Below are 14,997 nucleotides of genomic sequence, written 5' to 3' on the forward strand. Positions count from 1 at the left end.
CCCTTGGATAACCGGTGTAAGCCTGTGGATGAATGAGATGGTTATCCACAGAGGCGGTTATATCCAGTTTTGAAGCTCTGTTATCAACTGTCCTTAACGGCAGTTATTCACAGGGCTTGATCCACAGTATTCGGATGAGTGAGCACGCAGCGGACAGGAGAAATCCGCTCAGGGAGAAGGAATCTGCCCGGGGCTGGAAGCAAAGAAATGCAAAGAGAAGGAACAGACAGGTCGCGAACGGACCTGTCTGTGGACAACGGAAGGGTTATTTACCGATGCAGAAACTGGAAAAGATCCGCCCGAGCAGATCATCGGAGCTGAACGCCCCGGTAATTTCCCCGAGGGACTGTTGAGCCTGACGCAGATCTTCTGCCAACAACTCGCCGGCCCCCGCCAGGGTCAGCTGTGCACGGCCATGTTCAAGAGCAGCGCTGGCATGGCGCAAGGCTTCCAGATGACGACGACGTGCGCTGAAGCTGCTTTCCGAGGTCTGCTCGTAACCCATGCAGGCCTTGAGGTGATCGCGCAGCAGATCCAGGCCTTCGCCGGCAGCCTTGGCGCTCAGGCTGATGGTCACATGGCCATCGTCGCTGACTTCCAGGGCAATCGCTTCACCGGTCAGGTCCGCCTTGTTGCGAATCAGGGTGACCTTTGCCGGATCCGGTCGGGTTTCAAGGAATTCGGGCCATAACGCGAAAGGATCGGCCGCTTCCGGAGCCGTAGCATCGACCACCAACAGTACTCGATCGGCTTCGCCGATGGCTTTCAGCGCACGTTCTACACCGATCTTTTCCACATGGTCGTCGGTATCGCGCAATCCGGCAGTGTCTACGACATGCAGCGGCATGCCATCGATGTGGATATGTTCGCGCAGGATATCCCGGGTCGTACCGGCGATTTCCGTCACGATGGCGGCTTCTCGCCCAGCCAGTGCATTCAACAGACTGGATTTGCCGGCATTCGGACGACCGGCAATCACCACGGTCATACCGTCACGCAGCAACGCTCCCTGCCCGGCTTCACGCAACACGGTGGATAACTCGTCACGAACCTTGTCGAGCATGCTCAGCACATGGCCATCGGCAAGGAAGTCGATTTCTTCTTCCGGAAAATCGATGGCAGCCTCGACATAAATGCGCAGGCCGATCAGTTGTTCGGTGAGGTTATGCACACGTTGGGAAAAGGCGCCCTGCAAGGAACGCAACGCATTACGTGCAGCCTGTGCAGAACTGGCTTCGATCAGGTCGGCGATCGCCTCGGCCTGGGCCAGGTCGAGTTTGTCATTGAGGAAAGCGCGTTCACTGAATTCCCCCGGACGGGCCAGACGGCAACCCAGTTCCAGACAACGTTTGAGCAACATGTCGAGGACGATCGGACCGCCGTGGCCCTGCAGTTCCAGCACATCTTCGCCGGTGAACGAGTTCGGGCCGGGGAAATACAGCGCCAGACCTTCGTCCAGCACCTGTTGATCGTCACTGAAGAACGGGCCGTAGTGAGCGAACCGTGGTTTCAGTTCACGGCCGCTGATGGCTTTGGCTGCAACGCCAGCCAACGGCCCGGAGATCCGAACGATGCCCACGCCACCACGGCCCTGGGCGGTGGCGACGGCTGCGATGGTTTCACGAGGTACGCTCATAACCGGTATCCAGACAGAAATGGCAGATAGCAAAACGCCCCACTAGGGGGCGTTTCGAATGGTGTTATCCACAGAGTAAGTTACGCCTCGGCTTTTTTCGTCGCCGATTCGATCTTACGCGTGATGTACCACTGTTGGGCAATCGACAGGCAGTTGTTCACAACCCAGTACAGCACCAGACCGGCCGGGAACCACAGGAAGAAGAAGGTGAAGATGATCGGCATCATTTTCATGACCTTCGCCTGCATCGGATCCGGCGGAGTCGGGTTCAGACGCTGCTGGATGAACATGGTCGCGCCCATGATGATCGGCAGGATGAAGAACGGATCCTTGATCGACAGGTCGGTGATCCACAGCATGAACGGCGCCTGGCGCATTTCCACGCTTTCCAGCAGAACCCAGTACAGCGAAAGGAAAACCGGCATCTGCACCAGGATCGGCAGGCAGCCACCCAGCGGATTGATTTTCTCTTTCTTGTACAGCTCCATCATGGCTTGCGACATTTTCTGCCGGTCATCGCCATGTTGTTCTTTCAACGCAGCCAGTTTCGGAGCCACGGCACGCATGCGGGCCATCGACTTGTAGCTGGCGGCCGACAGAGGGAAGAAAATTCCCTTGATCAGCATGGTCAGGAAGATGATCGACCAGCCCCAGTTGCCGACAATCGCGTGGATATGTTGCAGCAGCCAGAAGATCGGCTGGGCAATGAACCACAGAATGCCGTAGTCGACGGTCAGTTCCAGACCTGGGGACAACTCCTTCAGGACAGCCTGGCTTTTCGGGCCGGCGTACAGAATGGCGCCGGTTTCAACTTTTGCACCTGGTGCCGCGGTCAGCGAAGGACCGGTGTAACCGATGATGTAGTTGCCTTTGCTGTCTTTACGGGTCTGGACGATGTTGTTTTCGCCTTTCGGCGCAACCCATGCCGTCACGAAGTAGTGCTGCAGCCAGGCGACCCAGCCACCGGTGACGGTTTCCTTGAGCTGACCCTTGTCCATGTCCTTCATGGACACTTTCTTGTAGGGCTCGGAACTTGTCCACAGGGCGGCGCCCAGGTAAGTCGCAGTACCGGTAGCGGTGGTCGACGAAGGATCGGCGCTGTTGTCACGCTTCAACTGCGCAAACATCGAACCGGTCCAGGGCTGAGCGCTCTGGTTATCCACAAGGTAGGTCACGGTCACGTCATACAGGCCACGTTTCAGGGTGAAACGCTTGATGTAGTTGACGCCGTCCTTGCTGAATTTCAGGTCGACGACCAATTGGTCCTGACCGTCGGCCAGTTGATAACTTTTCTTCTCCGAGGAGTAGACCGGACGGCCGGCCGGATTGGCGTCCGGGCCGTTGGTGCCGATCAGCCCGCTTTGCGCCAGATAAGTACGTTCACCGCCGTTGTCGAACAGCTGGAACGGAACATCCGGACGGTCCTGACGACGTGGATACAGTGGCAAGGTCAGTTGTGCAACGTCACCGCCTTGTGGGTCGATCGCCAGATCGAGCACGTCGGTTTTGACCTGGATCAGATCCTTGCTGGCAGCGACCGGGACTTCTGCAGGTGCGCTGGTATCGCTTGCGGCATGCGGAATATCGTCACTGACGGAAGCGTTATTGCCAGGAACGGTGTCCGGCAAACCGGAGGTGGTCGTGCTGGAAGCAACATTCTGAGTCGGCAGGGCAGCCTGGCCATAATCCTGGTTCCATTTAAGAACCATGACGTAGGACACGATTGCCAGGGCGACGATCAGGATCGTGCGTTTGATATCCATGATTACTCGGCCATCGAAGAAGAACGGGAGGTAGGGACAGGTGGAACCGGGTCATAACCACCGGGATTCCACGGATGACAGCGACCTAAACGACGAAAGGTCAGCCAGCCACCGCGAAGAAGACCATGATTTTCGATGGCTTCCAACGCGTAGCAGGAACAACTGGGGTAGAAACGACAGTGACTGGCCATCAGGGGGCTAATGGCGTAGCGGTAAAACTGGATCGGAACGAGTGCCAGTTTACGCATCTGGACTGTCTACCCCTACAGTTTCGGTTTTGGCTGCCGGTGCCGGCTTGTTGCGCGCCAGACGTTTCCAGAGTTTGCCGAAATGCTGAATCAATTCGGGGTTTTCTACATCGCCCAAACCTTTGCGCGCGACGATAACGATGTCCCAGCCGACCAGTGAATCCTGGTGCAGGCGAAACGATTCGCGCATAAGACGTTTGAGACGATTGCGCTCGACGGAGAGCTTTACGCTCTTTTTCCCGATGACCAACCCTAGACGGGGGTGATCGAGATCGTTGTTGCGCGCAAGGAGCAGGAGATTTTTCCCCGGAACCTTGCCGGTAGGGGAGTCAAAGACCGCCTTGAAGTGCCGGGGGGTAAGCAGACGCTTTTCCCGACTGAAGTCCTGACTCACCTCCAGTGCCGGATTATCAAACTGCCAGACGTGCGCGGCCTTTGGCGCGACGACGCGACAGTACGGCACGACCGTTCTTGGTAGCCATGCGAGCACGGAAACCGTGGGTACGAGCGCGTTTGATAGTGCTTGGTTGGAAAGTGCGTTTCATGTCGTGTTACCTGGTTCGTCCACAACGGGCCGGAATGGCCCCCGTTTTAAGAGACCGGGGATTCTAGAGAAAGCAAGTCCACAGGTCAATTTCCAACCAGCGTTTCCTTATAAATAGATCCCGGATGCCTCGACGCTCGAAACCTTGTCGACCAGACATAAAAATAAAGAAGCGAAGTATTTAAAGCTTTTCTGTAAAGCTTGTAAAAGCTAGGCTAGCCCATGTCTGTGGATAACTGTCTCAAGTCCTTATTCGACGTGATGTACAGAGAATGACAACTACGGTGGAAAACCGTGATCAGCCTGTGCTGCGCGACCGGATAACCTGTGTGTGGAAGGTGGTGTTATCCACAGGCGGATTATCCACCGGGTTTCGCCCCCGGTTGTCCAGTGCTCTCAGCTGTATTTATCCACAGAGCTTATTCACACACCGTCGGTCGCTTTTTCGTGGGTTAACGTATTGATAAATCATGTCCACCGGGCAACCTGCGTGTGGATAAGTGAACGTCCCGCCGCTACAATGGCCGCTTGTTTTTTGCCTCACCGGCTTTCAACTTAGGGGATTTCCGTGTCAGTGGAACTTTGGCAGCAGTGCGTGGAGCTTTTGCGCGAAGAGCTGCCAGCCCAACAATTCAACACCTGGATCCGTCCATTACAGGTCGAAGCCGAAGGCGACGAGTTGCGTGTCTATGCACCGAACCGTTTTGTTCTGGACTGGGTCAACGAAAAGTACCTCGGGCGCGTCCTTGAACTGCTGGATGAGCATGGCAACGGTCTGGCGCCATCGCTTTCCTTATTAATAGGCAGCAAACGCAGTTCTGCCCCACGCGCAGCGCCGAACGCTCCGCTGGCCGCGGCGGCAGCGTCTCAGCTGCAAGCCAGCGCGGCTCCAGTCAGCGCTCCGGCTCCGGTTCCGGCTTCTGCCCCGGCCAAGCCGGCGACGCAGAAAACCGAGGAAGTCAGCGAAGAGCCGTCCCGCGACAGTTTCGATCCGATGGCAGGCGCTGCTTCGCAGCAAGCCCCGGTTCGTGCCGAACAGCGTACCGTGCAGGTTGAAGGCGCACTCAAGCACACGAGTTATCTGAACCGTACGTTTACCTTCGAAAACTTTGTCGAAGGTAAATCCAACCAGCTCGCCCGTGCGGCGGCCTGGCAAGTGGCAGACAATCCCAAGCACGGCTACAACCCGCTCTTCCTTTATGGCGGCGTGGGTCTGGGTAAGACGCACCTGATGCATGCGGTGGGCAACCATCTATTAAAGAAGAACCCGAATGCCAAGGTCGTCTACCTGCATTCCGAGCGTTTCGTCGCCGACATGGTCAAGGCGCTGCAACTGAACGCGATCAACGAGTTCAAGCGTTTCTATCGCTCGGTGGACGCCCTGCTGATCGACGACATTCAGTTCTTTGCCCGCAAGGAGCGTTCACAGGAAGAGTTTTTCCACACCTTCAACGCCCTGCTTGAAGGTGGCCAGCAGGTCATTCTCACCAGTGACCGCTACCCGAAGGAAATCGAAGGCCTTGAAGAGCGCCTGAAATCCCGTTTCGGTTGGGGTCTGACGGTCGCCGTCGAACCGCCGGAGCTGGAAACCCGCGTAGCCATCCTGATGAAGAAGGCCGACCAGGCCAAGGTCGAGCTGCCGCACGATGCGGCATTCTTCATTGCCCAACGCATTCGCTCCAACGTCCGTGAGCTGGAAGGCGCGCTGAAACGCGTGATCGCCCATTCGCACTTCATGGGCCGCGACATCACCATCGAGCTGATTCGCGAATCCCTGAAAGACCTGTTGGCATTGCAGGATAAACTGGTCTCTGTGGATAACATTCAGCGCACCGTCGCCGAGTACTACAAGATCAAGATCTCCGACCTGCTGTCCAAGCGCCGCTCGCGCTCGGTCGCTCGTCCGCGTCAGGTGGCCATGGCGCTGTCCAAGGAACTGACCAACCACAGCCTGCCGGAAATCGGCGATGTGTTTGGCGGTCGTGACCATACGACGGTGTTGCACGCCTGCCGCAAGATCAACGAACTTAAGGAATCCGACGCGGACATCCGCGAGGACTACAAGAACCTGCTGCGTACTCTGACCACTTGATGAACACCAGCGCAGCTTATTAAGGCAAGGGACTAGACCATGCATTTCACCATTCAACGCGAAGCCCTGTTGAAACCCCTGCAACTGGTCGCAGGCGTCGTCGAGCGCCGACAGACCTTGCCGGTACTGTCCAATGTGCTGCTGGTCGTCGATGGCCAGCAGCTGTCGCTGACCGGTACCGACCTGGAAGTCGAACTGGTCGGTCGCGTTCAACTCGAAGAGCCTGCCGAAACAGGTTCCATCACCGTGCCGGCGCGCAAGCTGATGGATATCTGCAAGAGCCTGCCGAACGATGCACTGATCGACATCAGGGTCGACGAGCAGAAGCTGGTGGTGAAGGCCGGTCGTAGCCGCTTCACCCTGTCGACCCTGCCGGCCAATGACTTCCCGACCGTGGAAGAAGGCCCGGGTTCGCTGACCACCAGCCTGGATCAGAGCAAACTGCGTCGCCTCATCGAGCGCACCAGTTTCGCCATGGCCCAGCAAGACGTGCGTTACTACCTCAACGGTATGTTGCTGGAAGTGTCGACCGGTGTGATCCGTGCTGTGGCGACCGATGGTCACCGTCTGGCCATGTGCTCGATGCAGGCCGATATCGGTCAGCAGGATCGCCATCAGGTGATCGTGCCGCGCAAAGGTATTCTCGAACTGGCACGCCTGCTGACCGAACCGGACGGCAACGTCAGCATCGTCCTCGGTCAACATCACATCCGTGCGACCACCGGCGAATTCACCTTCACTTCGAAACTGGTCGACGGCAAGTTCCCTGATTACGAGCGCGTTCTGCCAAAGGGCGGCGACAAGCTGGTACTGGGTGATCGCCAGGCACTGCGCGAAGCGTTCAGCCGTACCGCGATTCTGTCCAACGAGAAGTACCGCGGCATTCGTCTGCAACTGGCCAGCGGTCAGTTGAAGATTCAGGCCAACAACCCGGAGCAGGAAGAAGCGGAAGAAGAAGTGGGCGTGGAATACAACGGCGGCTCGCTGGAAATCGGCTTCAACGTCAGCTATCTGCTCGACGTGCTGGGCGTGATGACCACCGAGCAGGTTCGCCTGATTCTGTCCGACTCCAACAGCAGTGCGCTGCTGCAGGAGTCCGATAACGACGATTCGGCTTACGTTGTCATGCCGATGCGTCTGTAATCAGCTGACTCTGGATGTCGCTAAGTCGCGTCTCGGTCACCGCGGTGCGCAATCTGCACCCGGTGACCTTCTCCCCCTCTCCCCGAATCAACATTCTTTACGGCGCCAACGGCAGCGGCAAAACCAGTGTTCTGGAAGCCATTCATCTGCTGGGGCTTGCCCGTTCGTTTCGCAGCACACGACTGTTGCCGGTCATCCAGTATGAGCAACTCGCCTGTACCGTATTCGGGCAGGTGGAGCTCGCTGAGGGTGGTCACAGCGCATTGGGGATTTCTCGCGACCGTCAGGGCGAATTCCAGATCCGCATCGACGGTCAGAATGCCCGTAGCGCCGCGCAACTGGCGGAAATGTTGCCGCTGCAGTTGATCAATCCGGACAGTTTTCGTCTGCTGGAAGGCGCACCGAAGATCCGCCGGCAATTCCTCGACTGGGGCGTATTCCATGTCGAGCCGCGCTTCATGGCCACCTGGCAGCGTTTGCAGAAGGCCTTGCGCCAGAGAAACTCCTGGCTGCGGCATGGTACACTTGACGCCGTTTCGCAGGCGGTTTGGGACAGGGAACTGTGCCAGGCCAGCGCTGAAATCGATGAATACCGCCGCGCCTATATCAAAGCCTTGAAACCGGTCTTTGAGCAGACCTTGAGCGAACTGGTTGAGCTTGAAGGTTTGACGCTCAGCTATTACCGAGGCTGGGACAAGGATCGCGAACTGAGTGACGTGCTTGCCGGATCCTTGCAGCGTGACCAGCAAATGGGTCATACCCAGGCCGGGCCGCAACGTGCTGATTTGCGTCTTAGACTCGGCGCACACAATGCCGCGGACATCTTGTCCCGGGGTCAGCAGAAGCTGCTGGTCTGTGCGTTGCGGATTGCCCAGGGGCATCTGGTGAGCCAGGCCCGGCGCGGTCAGTGTATTTATCTGGTGGATGACCTGCCGTCCGAGCTGGACGAGAGCCACCGTCGCGCGCTGTGCCGCTTGCTGGAAGACTTACGCTGCCAGGTCTTTATCACCTGTGTAGATCATGAATTATTGAGGGAAGGCTGGCAGACGGAAACGCCAGTCGCTCTGTTCCACGTGGAACAGGGCCGTATCACCCAGACCCACGACCATCGGGAGTGAAGGCATTGAGCGAAGAAAATACGTACGACTCATCGAGCATTAAAGTGCTGAAAGGCCTGGATGCCGTGCGCAAACGTCCCGGTATGTACATTGGTGATACCGATGATGGCAGCGGTCTGCACCACATGGTGTTCGAGGTGGTCGACAACTCGATCGACGAAGCCCTCGCCGGCCATTGCGACGATATCAGCATCATCATCCACCCGGATGAGTCCATCACCGTCAGAGACAACGGTCGTGGCATCCCGGTAGACGTGCACAAAGAGGAAGGCGTATCCGCTGCCGAGGTCATCATGACCGTCCTCCACGCCGGCGGTAAGTTCGACGACAACTCCTACAAGGTATCCGGCGGTCTGCACGGTGTAGGTGTTTCGGTGGTGAACGCGCTGTCCGAAGAGCTGGTCCTGACCGTGCGCCGCAGTGGCAAGATCTGGGAACAGACCTACGTCCACGGCGTACCTCAGGCGCCGATGGCCATCGTTGGCGACAGCGAAACCACCGGTACCCAGATCCACTTCAAGGCTTCCAAGGAAACCTTCAAGAACATTCACTTCAGCTGGGACATTCTGGCCAAGCGTATCCGTGAACTGTCCTTCCTCAACTCCGGTGTCGGTATCGTCCTCAAGGATGAGCGCACCGGCAAGGAAGAGCTGTTCAAATACGAAGGCGGCCTGCGTGCGTTCGTTGAATACCTGAACACCAACAAGACTGCGGTCAACCAGGTATTCCACTTCAACATCCAGCGTGATGATGGCATCGGCGTGGAAATCGCCCTGCAGTGGAACGACAGCTTCAACGAGAACCTGTTGTGCTTCACCAACAACATTCCGCAGCGCGACGGTGGCACCCACCTGGTGGGCTTCCGTTCCGCGCTGACGCGTAACCTGAACAACTACATCGAGCAGGAAGGTCTGGCGAAGAAGCACAAGGTCGCCACCACCGGTGACGATGCCCGTGAAGGCCTGACCGCGATCATCTCGGTGAAGGTGCCGGATCCGAAGTTCAGCTCGCAGACCAAGGACAAGCTGGTGTCTTCCGAAGTGAAGACCGCGGTCGAGCAGGAAATGGGCAAGTACTTCTCCGACTTCCTGTTGGAAAACCCGAACGAAGCCAAACTGGTTGTCGGCAAGATGATCGATGCCGCCCGTGCCCGTGAAGCGGCGCGCAAGGCCCGTGAGATGACCCGCCGCAAAGGCGCACTGGACATCGCCGGCCTGCCGGGCAAGCTGGCCGACTGCCAGGAAAAAGACCCGGCGCTGTCCGAACTGTACCTCGTGGAAGGTGACTCCGCGGGCGGCTCTGCCAAGCAGGGACGTAACCGCAAGACCCAGGCGATCCTGCCGCTGAAGGGCAAGATCCTCAACGTCGAGAAAGCCCGATTCGACAAGATGATCTCGTCCCAGGAAGTGGGCACCCTGATTACTGCACTGGGCTGCGGTATCGGTCGCGAAGAGTACAACATCGACAAGCTGCGTTATCACAACATCATCATCATGACCGATGCTGACGTCGACGGTTCGCACATCCGTACCCTGCTGCTGACCTTCTTCTTCCGTCAGTTGCCGGAGCTGATCGAGCGCGGCTACATCTATATCGCCCAGCCGCCGCTGTACAAGGTCAAGAAAGGCAAGCAAGAGCAATACATCAAAGACGACGACGCCATGGAAGAGTACATGACGCAGTCGGCCCTGGAAGACGCAAGCCTGCACCTGAACGAAGACGCCCCGGGCATTTCCGGTGAAGCGCTGGAGCGTCTGGTGAATGACTTCCGCATGGTGATGAAGACCCTCAAGCGCCTGTCGCGCCTGTACCCGCAGGAGCTGACCGAGCACTTCATCTATCTGCCTGCCGTCAGCCTGGAAATGCTGGGCGACCACGCGAAGATGCAAGCCTGGCTGGCTCAGTACGAAACCCGTCTGCGCACCGTCGAGAAATCCGGTCTGGTTTACAAGGCCAGCTTGCGTGAAGACCGCGAGCGTGGTGTGTGGCTGCCAGAGGTTGAGTTGATCTCCCACGGCCTGTCGAACTACGTCACCTTCAACCGCGACTTCTTCGGCAGCAACGATTACAAGACCGTCGTTTCCTTGGGGGCCCAACTCAGCACTCTGCTGGACGAAGGGGCTTACGTTCAGCGTGGCGAACGCAGAAAATCGGTCACCGAGTTCAAGGACGCTCTGGACTGGCTGATGGCCGAAAGCACCAAGCGCCATACCATCCAGCGATACAAAGGACTGGGTGAGATGAACCCGGATCAGCTGTGGGAAACCACCATGGATCCGACCGTGCGCCGCATGCTGAAGGTCACCATCGAAGATGCCATTGCCGCGGATCAGATCTTCAACACCCTGATGGGTGATGCGGTCGAACCTCGCCGTGACTTCATCGAGAGCAACGCCCTGTCGGTTTCGAACCTGGATTTCTGATCCCGCTCGGTACCAACGCAAAAGGCCAACGCATTCGCGTTGGCCTTTTTTATTTGCCTGTCGTTTATTGGCCGGCAGATGCCACACTCTCCAACCGATACCCGTACCCGTAAATCGTCAGCAACTGCCAGCCCCGATCCGCTGTCAGCCCGAGCTTGTTGCGCAGGCGATAGATGTGGGTATCCAGCGGTCGTGACGAGGCCATCTCTTCATGGGGCCAGAACCTTTCGTATAGATAGTCCCGTGACAGTGGTCGGCCGAGGTTGCTGAACAGGCAATGAGCGAGCCGGTATTCGCGCTCAGTCATCATGATCGGTTTTCCTTCACGGGTAACGGTCAGCTCGGCATCGTCGAACACCAGATCATTGAAACGCAGGACATTGGCTGCAGCCGGGCGTTGATGGCTGTGCCGACGCAGCACGGCGGTGACCCGGGCCTTCAATTCGTTGGGACGAAATGGTTTGCTGACGTAATCGTCGGCGCCGGCGTTCAGGGCCTGGACGATATCGCTCTCGCCGTCGCGACTGGTCAACATGATGGCCGCTGGCGGCGCTTCCATGTGTTCTCGGGTCCAGCGCAGCAGCGCCATTCCGGTAAGATCGGGAAGCTGCCAGTCGAGTATGAGCAGGTCGAAGGTTTCGCGACGCAGCTGTCGCAGCAGGTCTTCTGCGCGTTCGAAACTATGCAGTGACCAGGGCTGTTCGCCGGCCTCGGCCATTTGTTGCAGGGTCTGCTCGACCCGGCGCAGTTCGGCGGGTTCATCGTCCAGTATCGCAACGCGCATACGCGGGATTCCTTGTCGCTGGTTTTATGCAAAGCAAATGAAAGTAAGCGGCACGCCGTGAGGGGAGCCGCTATGATTCTTCGGATCTACGTCCTCAGACCTGTCGCCTGTGAAACCATTCAACCCGCCCAGTCCGGTATTCCATGATTAACCGCCGCCGCCACGAAAGCCGTGTGCAAAGTCAGGTTCAACGCCTGTTTCGGCAACTGGTACGCGAATGGGTGTGGATAAGTCTAGTGCTGTTGCCGCTGACTGCATTGTTGTCGTGGCGTGCGCAGGTCAATCTGCAGGAATCGGCGCCGGCGATCGGCGCGATGTTGTCGGTCGCTCTGGTGGCTAGTGTGTTGGGGTTGCTGCTGTGGCGCCCTCGCCTGGCTATCTGGGTGACGCTCGGCGGGATTGCCAGTGTGTTGCTGACCAGTGCCGGCCTGGCGCAGATGCGCCTCTGGTGGTCACCGACACCGGCGGCGCTGGGCATGCTGTTTGGCTACCTGATCTGGAACTGGCGTCGTCTGAGCGTCGTACTCACGTACTTCGGCTGGGAGCTGTCACGGCTCGACAGTGAACCGAAGGTGTTCCCCGAGCGACGCCGGGCGCAGTTTTCCAGTGCGGATCGCCTGCAGGGGCAGATCATGGCCCTTGAACAGGCCATGAGCCGCACCCGCGATACGCGACGGTTCATTGCCGATGGGCTGGAGTACTTGCCGGTAGCGACCTTGATCAGCGATCCACGGGGGCAAATCCTGCTGGGCAATCGCAAGGCCCGGAGCCTGTTCGATCATCCTCTGGTGGGTGAGGATGTCCTCGATCAACTGGCGAGTCTGGGCTATCCGGATTTATCCACAGACTCGCGCCCCCCGCTATCTGATTTACCTCTGCTGGAATTTCGCGACCCCAAGGAACGCAGCCTGCGTCTGGAACGCGCCGCGTTGTTGCCAGTGGATGGCGATACGCCGATTGGCTGGCTGCTCAGCCTCACCGATCTGAGTGCCGAGCGCGCCGCCGAGGAACAGCGCAGCGTGTTGCTGCGTTTTCTGTCCCATGATCTGCGAGCTCCGCACTCGGCGATTCTCGCCCTCCTCGACGTCCATCGGCACCAGGCAGGAAGCGATGCGCCGTTGTTCGAGCAGATCGAACGTCAGGTGCGCCGCGCGCTGGAACTGACCGATGGTTTCGTATTGCTGGCCCGGGCCGAATCCGAGGCGTATCAGTTCCAGCCGACTCTGTTCGCAATGCTGGTGATGGACGTCCTGGACCAGGCACTGCCGATCGCCCAGCAAAAGCGTATCGAACTGCTGAACGAGATGGATGAGCAATCACAGGAACGTCTGGTAATGGCGGATCAGGGCTTGCTGACCCGGGCGCTGTTCAATCTGCTGGAAAACGCGATCAAGTACAGCCCGGTCGGCTCCACGGTCAGATTGCGCGTTCGCTGTCACGATGACTGGTTGCAATGCGAATTGACCGATCAGGGCAAAGGCATCGCCGCCGAAGAACTGCCCGAACTTTTCAGTCAGTACCGCCGTTTTTCTTCAGCCCAGGGTATCGATGGCGTGGGCCTGGGGCTATCGATGGTCAAGGCTGTGGTGGATCACCACGGTGGCCGGATCGAGTGTCTCAGCGTAGTCGATCAAGGCACCACATTTCGTCTGGCGTTACCGATGATTGCCGAAGAGCAGGTATAAAAAAACCGGCTATATCAGCCGGTTTCCTTACTTCCGAAAAAAACTTATGCACCTTTTACGGCGTTTTAGCAGGTTCAGAAATATATAAGAAAATCAGTCACTTATTTATTACTTTCTGAACGATGCCAACAAACCGTACACAGGTTATCCACAAAAATCAGACCGTCGCCTGATCGTTGGTAGCCGGTGCTTGTGGAGCCGGTGGCAGCGACCCCATTTCTCGCTGGGCCTGTTCGTTCCACGTCTGCACCCGGTCATTCAGATCGGCGATGGCGCGGGGGCCGGTTCCTTCGGCATACATCGGTTCACCGATGACTACGGTGATCACCCCCTGCTTTTTTCCCCACCCGATTTTCGGCCAGAACTTGCCGGCGTTGTGCGCAACCGGCAATACGGGCAACTGCGCATTGACTGCCAGCGCGCTGCCACTGCGGGAGAACTTGCCGATGGTGCCGTGAGGTACACGAGTGCCTTCCGGGAAGATCAGCACCCAGACATTGTCCTTGAGCAGATCATCACCTTTTGCCGCCACCTGTTTGAGCGCGGCTTTCGGGTTGTCGCGGTCAATCGCGATCGGCCGCAGCATGGCCATCGCCCAGCCGAAGAACGGCACATACAGCAATTCGCGCTTGAGTACCTGGCTCAAGGGCGAGAAATAAGCGGAGAGAAAGAACGTTTCCCAGGTGCTCTGATGGTTCGATTGAATCACGCAGGGCCGGTCAGGCACGTTTTGCGCGCCTTTGACTTCATAACGGATACCCAGGAACACCTTGGTCAACCACAAGGCGCAGCGGCACCAGTACACATTGATGAAGCGATAGCGCGCCTTGAACGGCAGAAAGGGCGCGATAAAAAAGCTCAGGCTGCACCACAGCAAGGCGGTGGTACCCAGCAGCAGGTAAAAGAGGACAATTCTGATGGCCTGCAGTATCGACATGGCGACGTTTACCGTTACGGGCGATGCCCGACTGTTCAAGCGCACTCCCGATCAATCCCTGGTCAGGAACTTCAGAAGTACTCTAGTTGTGGATAAGTTCTGCGGCAATCGCCGCCAGATCGTCAAAAATCAGGGTGCCGACCGGAAGGGTCTTGCCCAGGGTCTTTTCGCCTTTCCCGGTCTTTACCAAAACGGGCTGTGAATCGACGGCTTTGGCAGCCTCCAGGTCACCAAGGCTGTCGCCGACAAACCAGACATTGGTCAGCGTCACGTTGTAATGCTGCGCGATGGTTTTCAGCATGCCGGGTTTCGGCTTGCGGCAGTCGCAACCCTCGTCCGGCCCGTGCGGGCAATACACGATCAGCCCGACTTCACCACCCTGCTCCGCCACCAGTTCGCGCAGGCGCGCGTGCATGGCGTCGAGGGTGGCGAGGTCGTAGTAGCCGCGAGCAATGCCCGACTGGTTGGTAGCGACCGCCACCGTCCAGCCGGCCTTGCTCAACTGCGCAATCGCTTCGATCGAACCGGGCAGCGGAATCCACTCCTCCACCGACTTGATGTAAGCGTCGGAGTCGTAATTGATCACTCCGTCCCGATCGAGAATCAGCAGTTTCAACAGCAATC

The 14,997-nt window shown here is 57.9% G+C and carries 13 protein-coding genes; 5 read left to right on the plus strand and 8 right to left on the minus strand.

All coding sequences use genetic code 11. The features are described from left to right. Positions 1 to 265: 265 nt before the first annotated feature. The 5 genes from mnmE to rpmH all read right to left on the minus strand — a co-directional run bounded on the left by mnmE (position 266) and on the right by rpmH (position 4,192). Positions 266 to 1,636, minus strand: coding sequence for a tRNA uridine-5-carboxymethylaminomethyl(34) synthesis GTPase MnmE (gene mnmE / locus BBF94_RS16905; protein ID WP_065260127.1), 1,371 nt, complete (start codon positions 1,634 to 1,636; stop codon positions 266 to 268). An 80-nt stretch (positions 1,637 to 1,716) separates the two neighbouring features. Continuing rightward, positions 1,717 to 3,399 (minus strand): membrane protein insertase YidC, encoded by a 1,683-nt coding sequence (gene yidC, locus BBF94_RS16910; RefSeq protein ID WP_065260128.1) that lies wholly within the window; start codon positions 3,397 to 3,399, stop codon positions 1,717 to 1,719. A gap of 2 nt (positions 3,400 to 3,401) precedes the next feature. Beyond that, positions 3,402 to 3,647, minus strand: coding sequence for a membrane protein insertion efficiency factor YidD (gene yidD / locus BBF94_RS27240; protein ID WP_082302427.1), 246 nt, complete (start codon positions 3,645 to 3,647; stop codon positions 3,402 to 3,404). Continuing rightward, positions 3,640 to 4,041 carry a ribonuclease P protein component gene (gene rnpA / locus BBF94_RS16915; protein WP_065260184.1) on the minus strand — a complete coding sequence of 134 codons (402 nt, stop codon included), beginning with the start codon at positions 4,039 to 4,041 and terminating at the stop codon, positions 3,640 to 3,642. Before rnpA ends, yidD begins: the two co-directional genes overlap by 8 nt. 16 nt (positions 4,042 to 4,057) lie before the next feature. After that, positions 4,058 to 4,192, minus strand: a complete 135-nt coding sequence (rpmH, locus tag BBF94_RS27245; protein ID WP_003213577.1) for a 50S ribosomal protein L34 — start codon at positions 4,190 to 4,192, stop codon at positions 4,058 to 4,060. 567 nt (positions 4,193 to 4,759) lie between these two features. Here rpmH and dnaA point away from each other — a divergent pair. From dnaA to gyrB, 4 genes are read left to right on the plus strand one after another with little or no spacing between them, the layout of a single operon-like run. Next, positions 4,760 to 6,283 (plus strand): chromosomal replication initiator protein DnaA, encoded by a 1,524-nt coding sequence (gene dnaA, locus BBF94_RS16920; protein WP_065260129.1) that lies wholly within the window; start codon positions 4,760 to 4,762, stop codon positions 6,281 to 6,283. Positions 6,284 to 6,322: 39 nt separating this feature from the next. Then, the gene (dnaN, locus tag BBF94_RS16925; protein ID WP_065260130.1) at positions 6,323 to 7,426 is read left to right on the plus strand and encodes a DNA polymerase III subunit beta; all 1,104 of its coding nucleotides are present in this window, start codon (positions 6,323 to 6,325) and stop codon (positions 7,424 to 7,426) included. A 14-nt stretch (positions 7,427 to 7,440) separates the two neighbouring features. Beyond that, positions 7,441 to 8,544 carry a DNA replication/repair protein RecF gene (recF, locus tag BBF94_RS16930; RefSeq protein ID WP_065260131.1) on the plus strand — a complete coding sequence of 368 codons (1,104 nt, stop codon included), beginning with the start codon at positions 7,441 to 7,443 and terminating at the stop codon, positions 8,542 to 8,544. A gap of 5 nt (positions 8,545 to 8,549) precedes the next feature. Then, the gene (gene gyrB, locus BBF94_RS16935; protein WP_065260185.1) at positions 8,550 to 10,967 is read left to right on the plus strand and encodes a DNA topoisomerase (ATP-hydrolyzing) subunit B; all 2,418 of its coding nucleotides are present in this window, start codon (positions 8,550 to 8,552) and stop codon (positions 10,965 to 10,967) included. 64 nt (positions 10,968 to 11,031) lie between these two features. On the opposite strand, the gene BBF94_RS16940 is transcribed toward gyrB, so the two are convergent. Continuing rightward, positions 11,032 to 11,751, minus strand: coding sequence for a response regulator transcription factor (locus BBF94_RS16940; RefSeq protein WP_065260132.1), 720 nt, complete (start codon positions 11,749 to 11,751; stop codon positions 11,032 to 11,034). A 143-nt stretch (positions 11,752 to 11,894) separates the two neighbouring features. On the opposite strand from BBF94_RS16940, the gene BBF94_RS16945 reads away from it, so the two are divergent. Continuing rightward, positions 11,895 to 13,436, plus strand: coding sequence for a sensor histidine kinase (locus BBF94_RS16945; protein ID WP_065260133.1), 1,542 nt, complete (start codon positions 11,895 to 11,897; stop codon positions 13,434 to 13,436). 157 nt (positions 13,437 to 13,593) lie between these two features. Here BBF94_RS16945 and BBF94_RS16950 read toward each other — a convergent pair whose 3' ends face one another. Beyond that, positions 13,594 to 14,373, minus strand: a complete 780-nt coding sequence (locus BBF94_RS16950) for a lysophospholipid acyltransferase family protein (RefSeq protein WP_065260134.1) — start codon at positions 14,371 to 14,373, stop codon at positions 13,594 to 13,596. A gap of 82 nt (positions 14,374 to 14,455) precedes the next feature. Beyond that, on the minus strand, positions 14,456 to 14,995 hold the full coding sequence (gene gmhB / locus BBF94_RS16955; protein ID WP_176704469.1) for a D-glycero-beta-D-manno-heptose 1,7-bisphosphate 7-phosphatase: 540 nt from the start codon (positions 14,993 to 14,995) through the stop codon (positions 14,456 to 14,458). Positions 14,996 to 14,997: the final 2 nt, after the last annotated feature.

This window comes from Pseudomonas bananamidigenes, assembly GCF_001679645.1.
Classification (GTDB): Bacteria; Pseudomonadota; Gammaproteobacteria; order Pseudomonadales; family Pseudomonadaceae; genus Aquipseudomonas; species Aquipseudomonas bananamidigenes.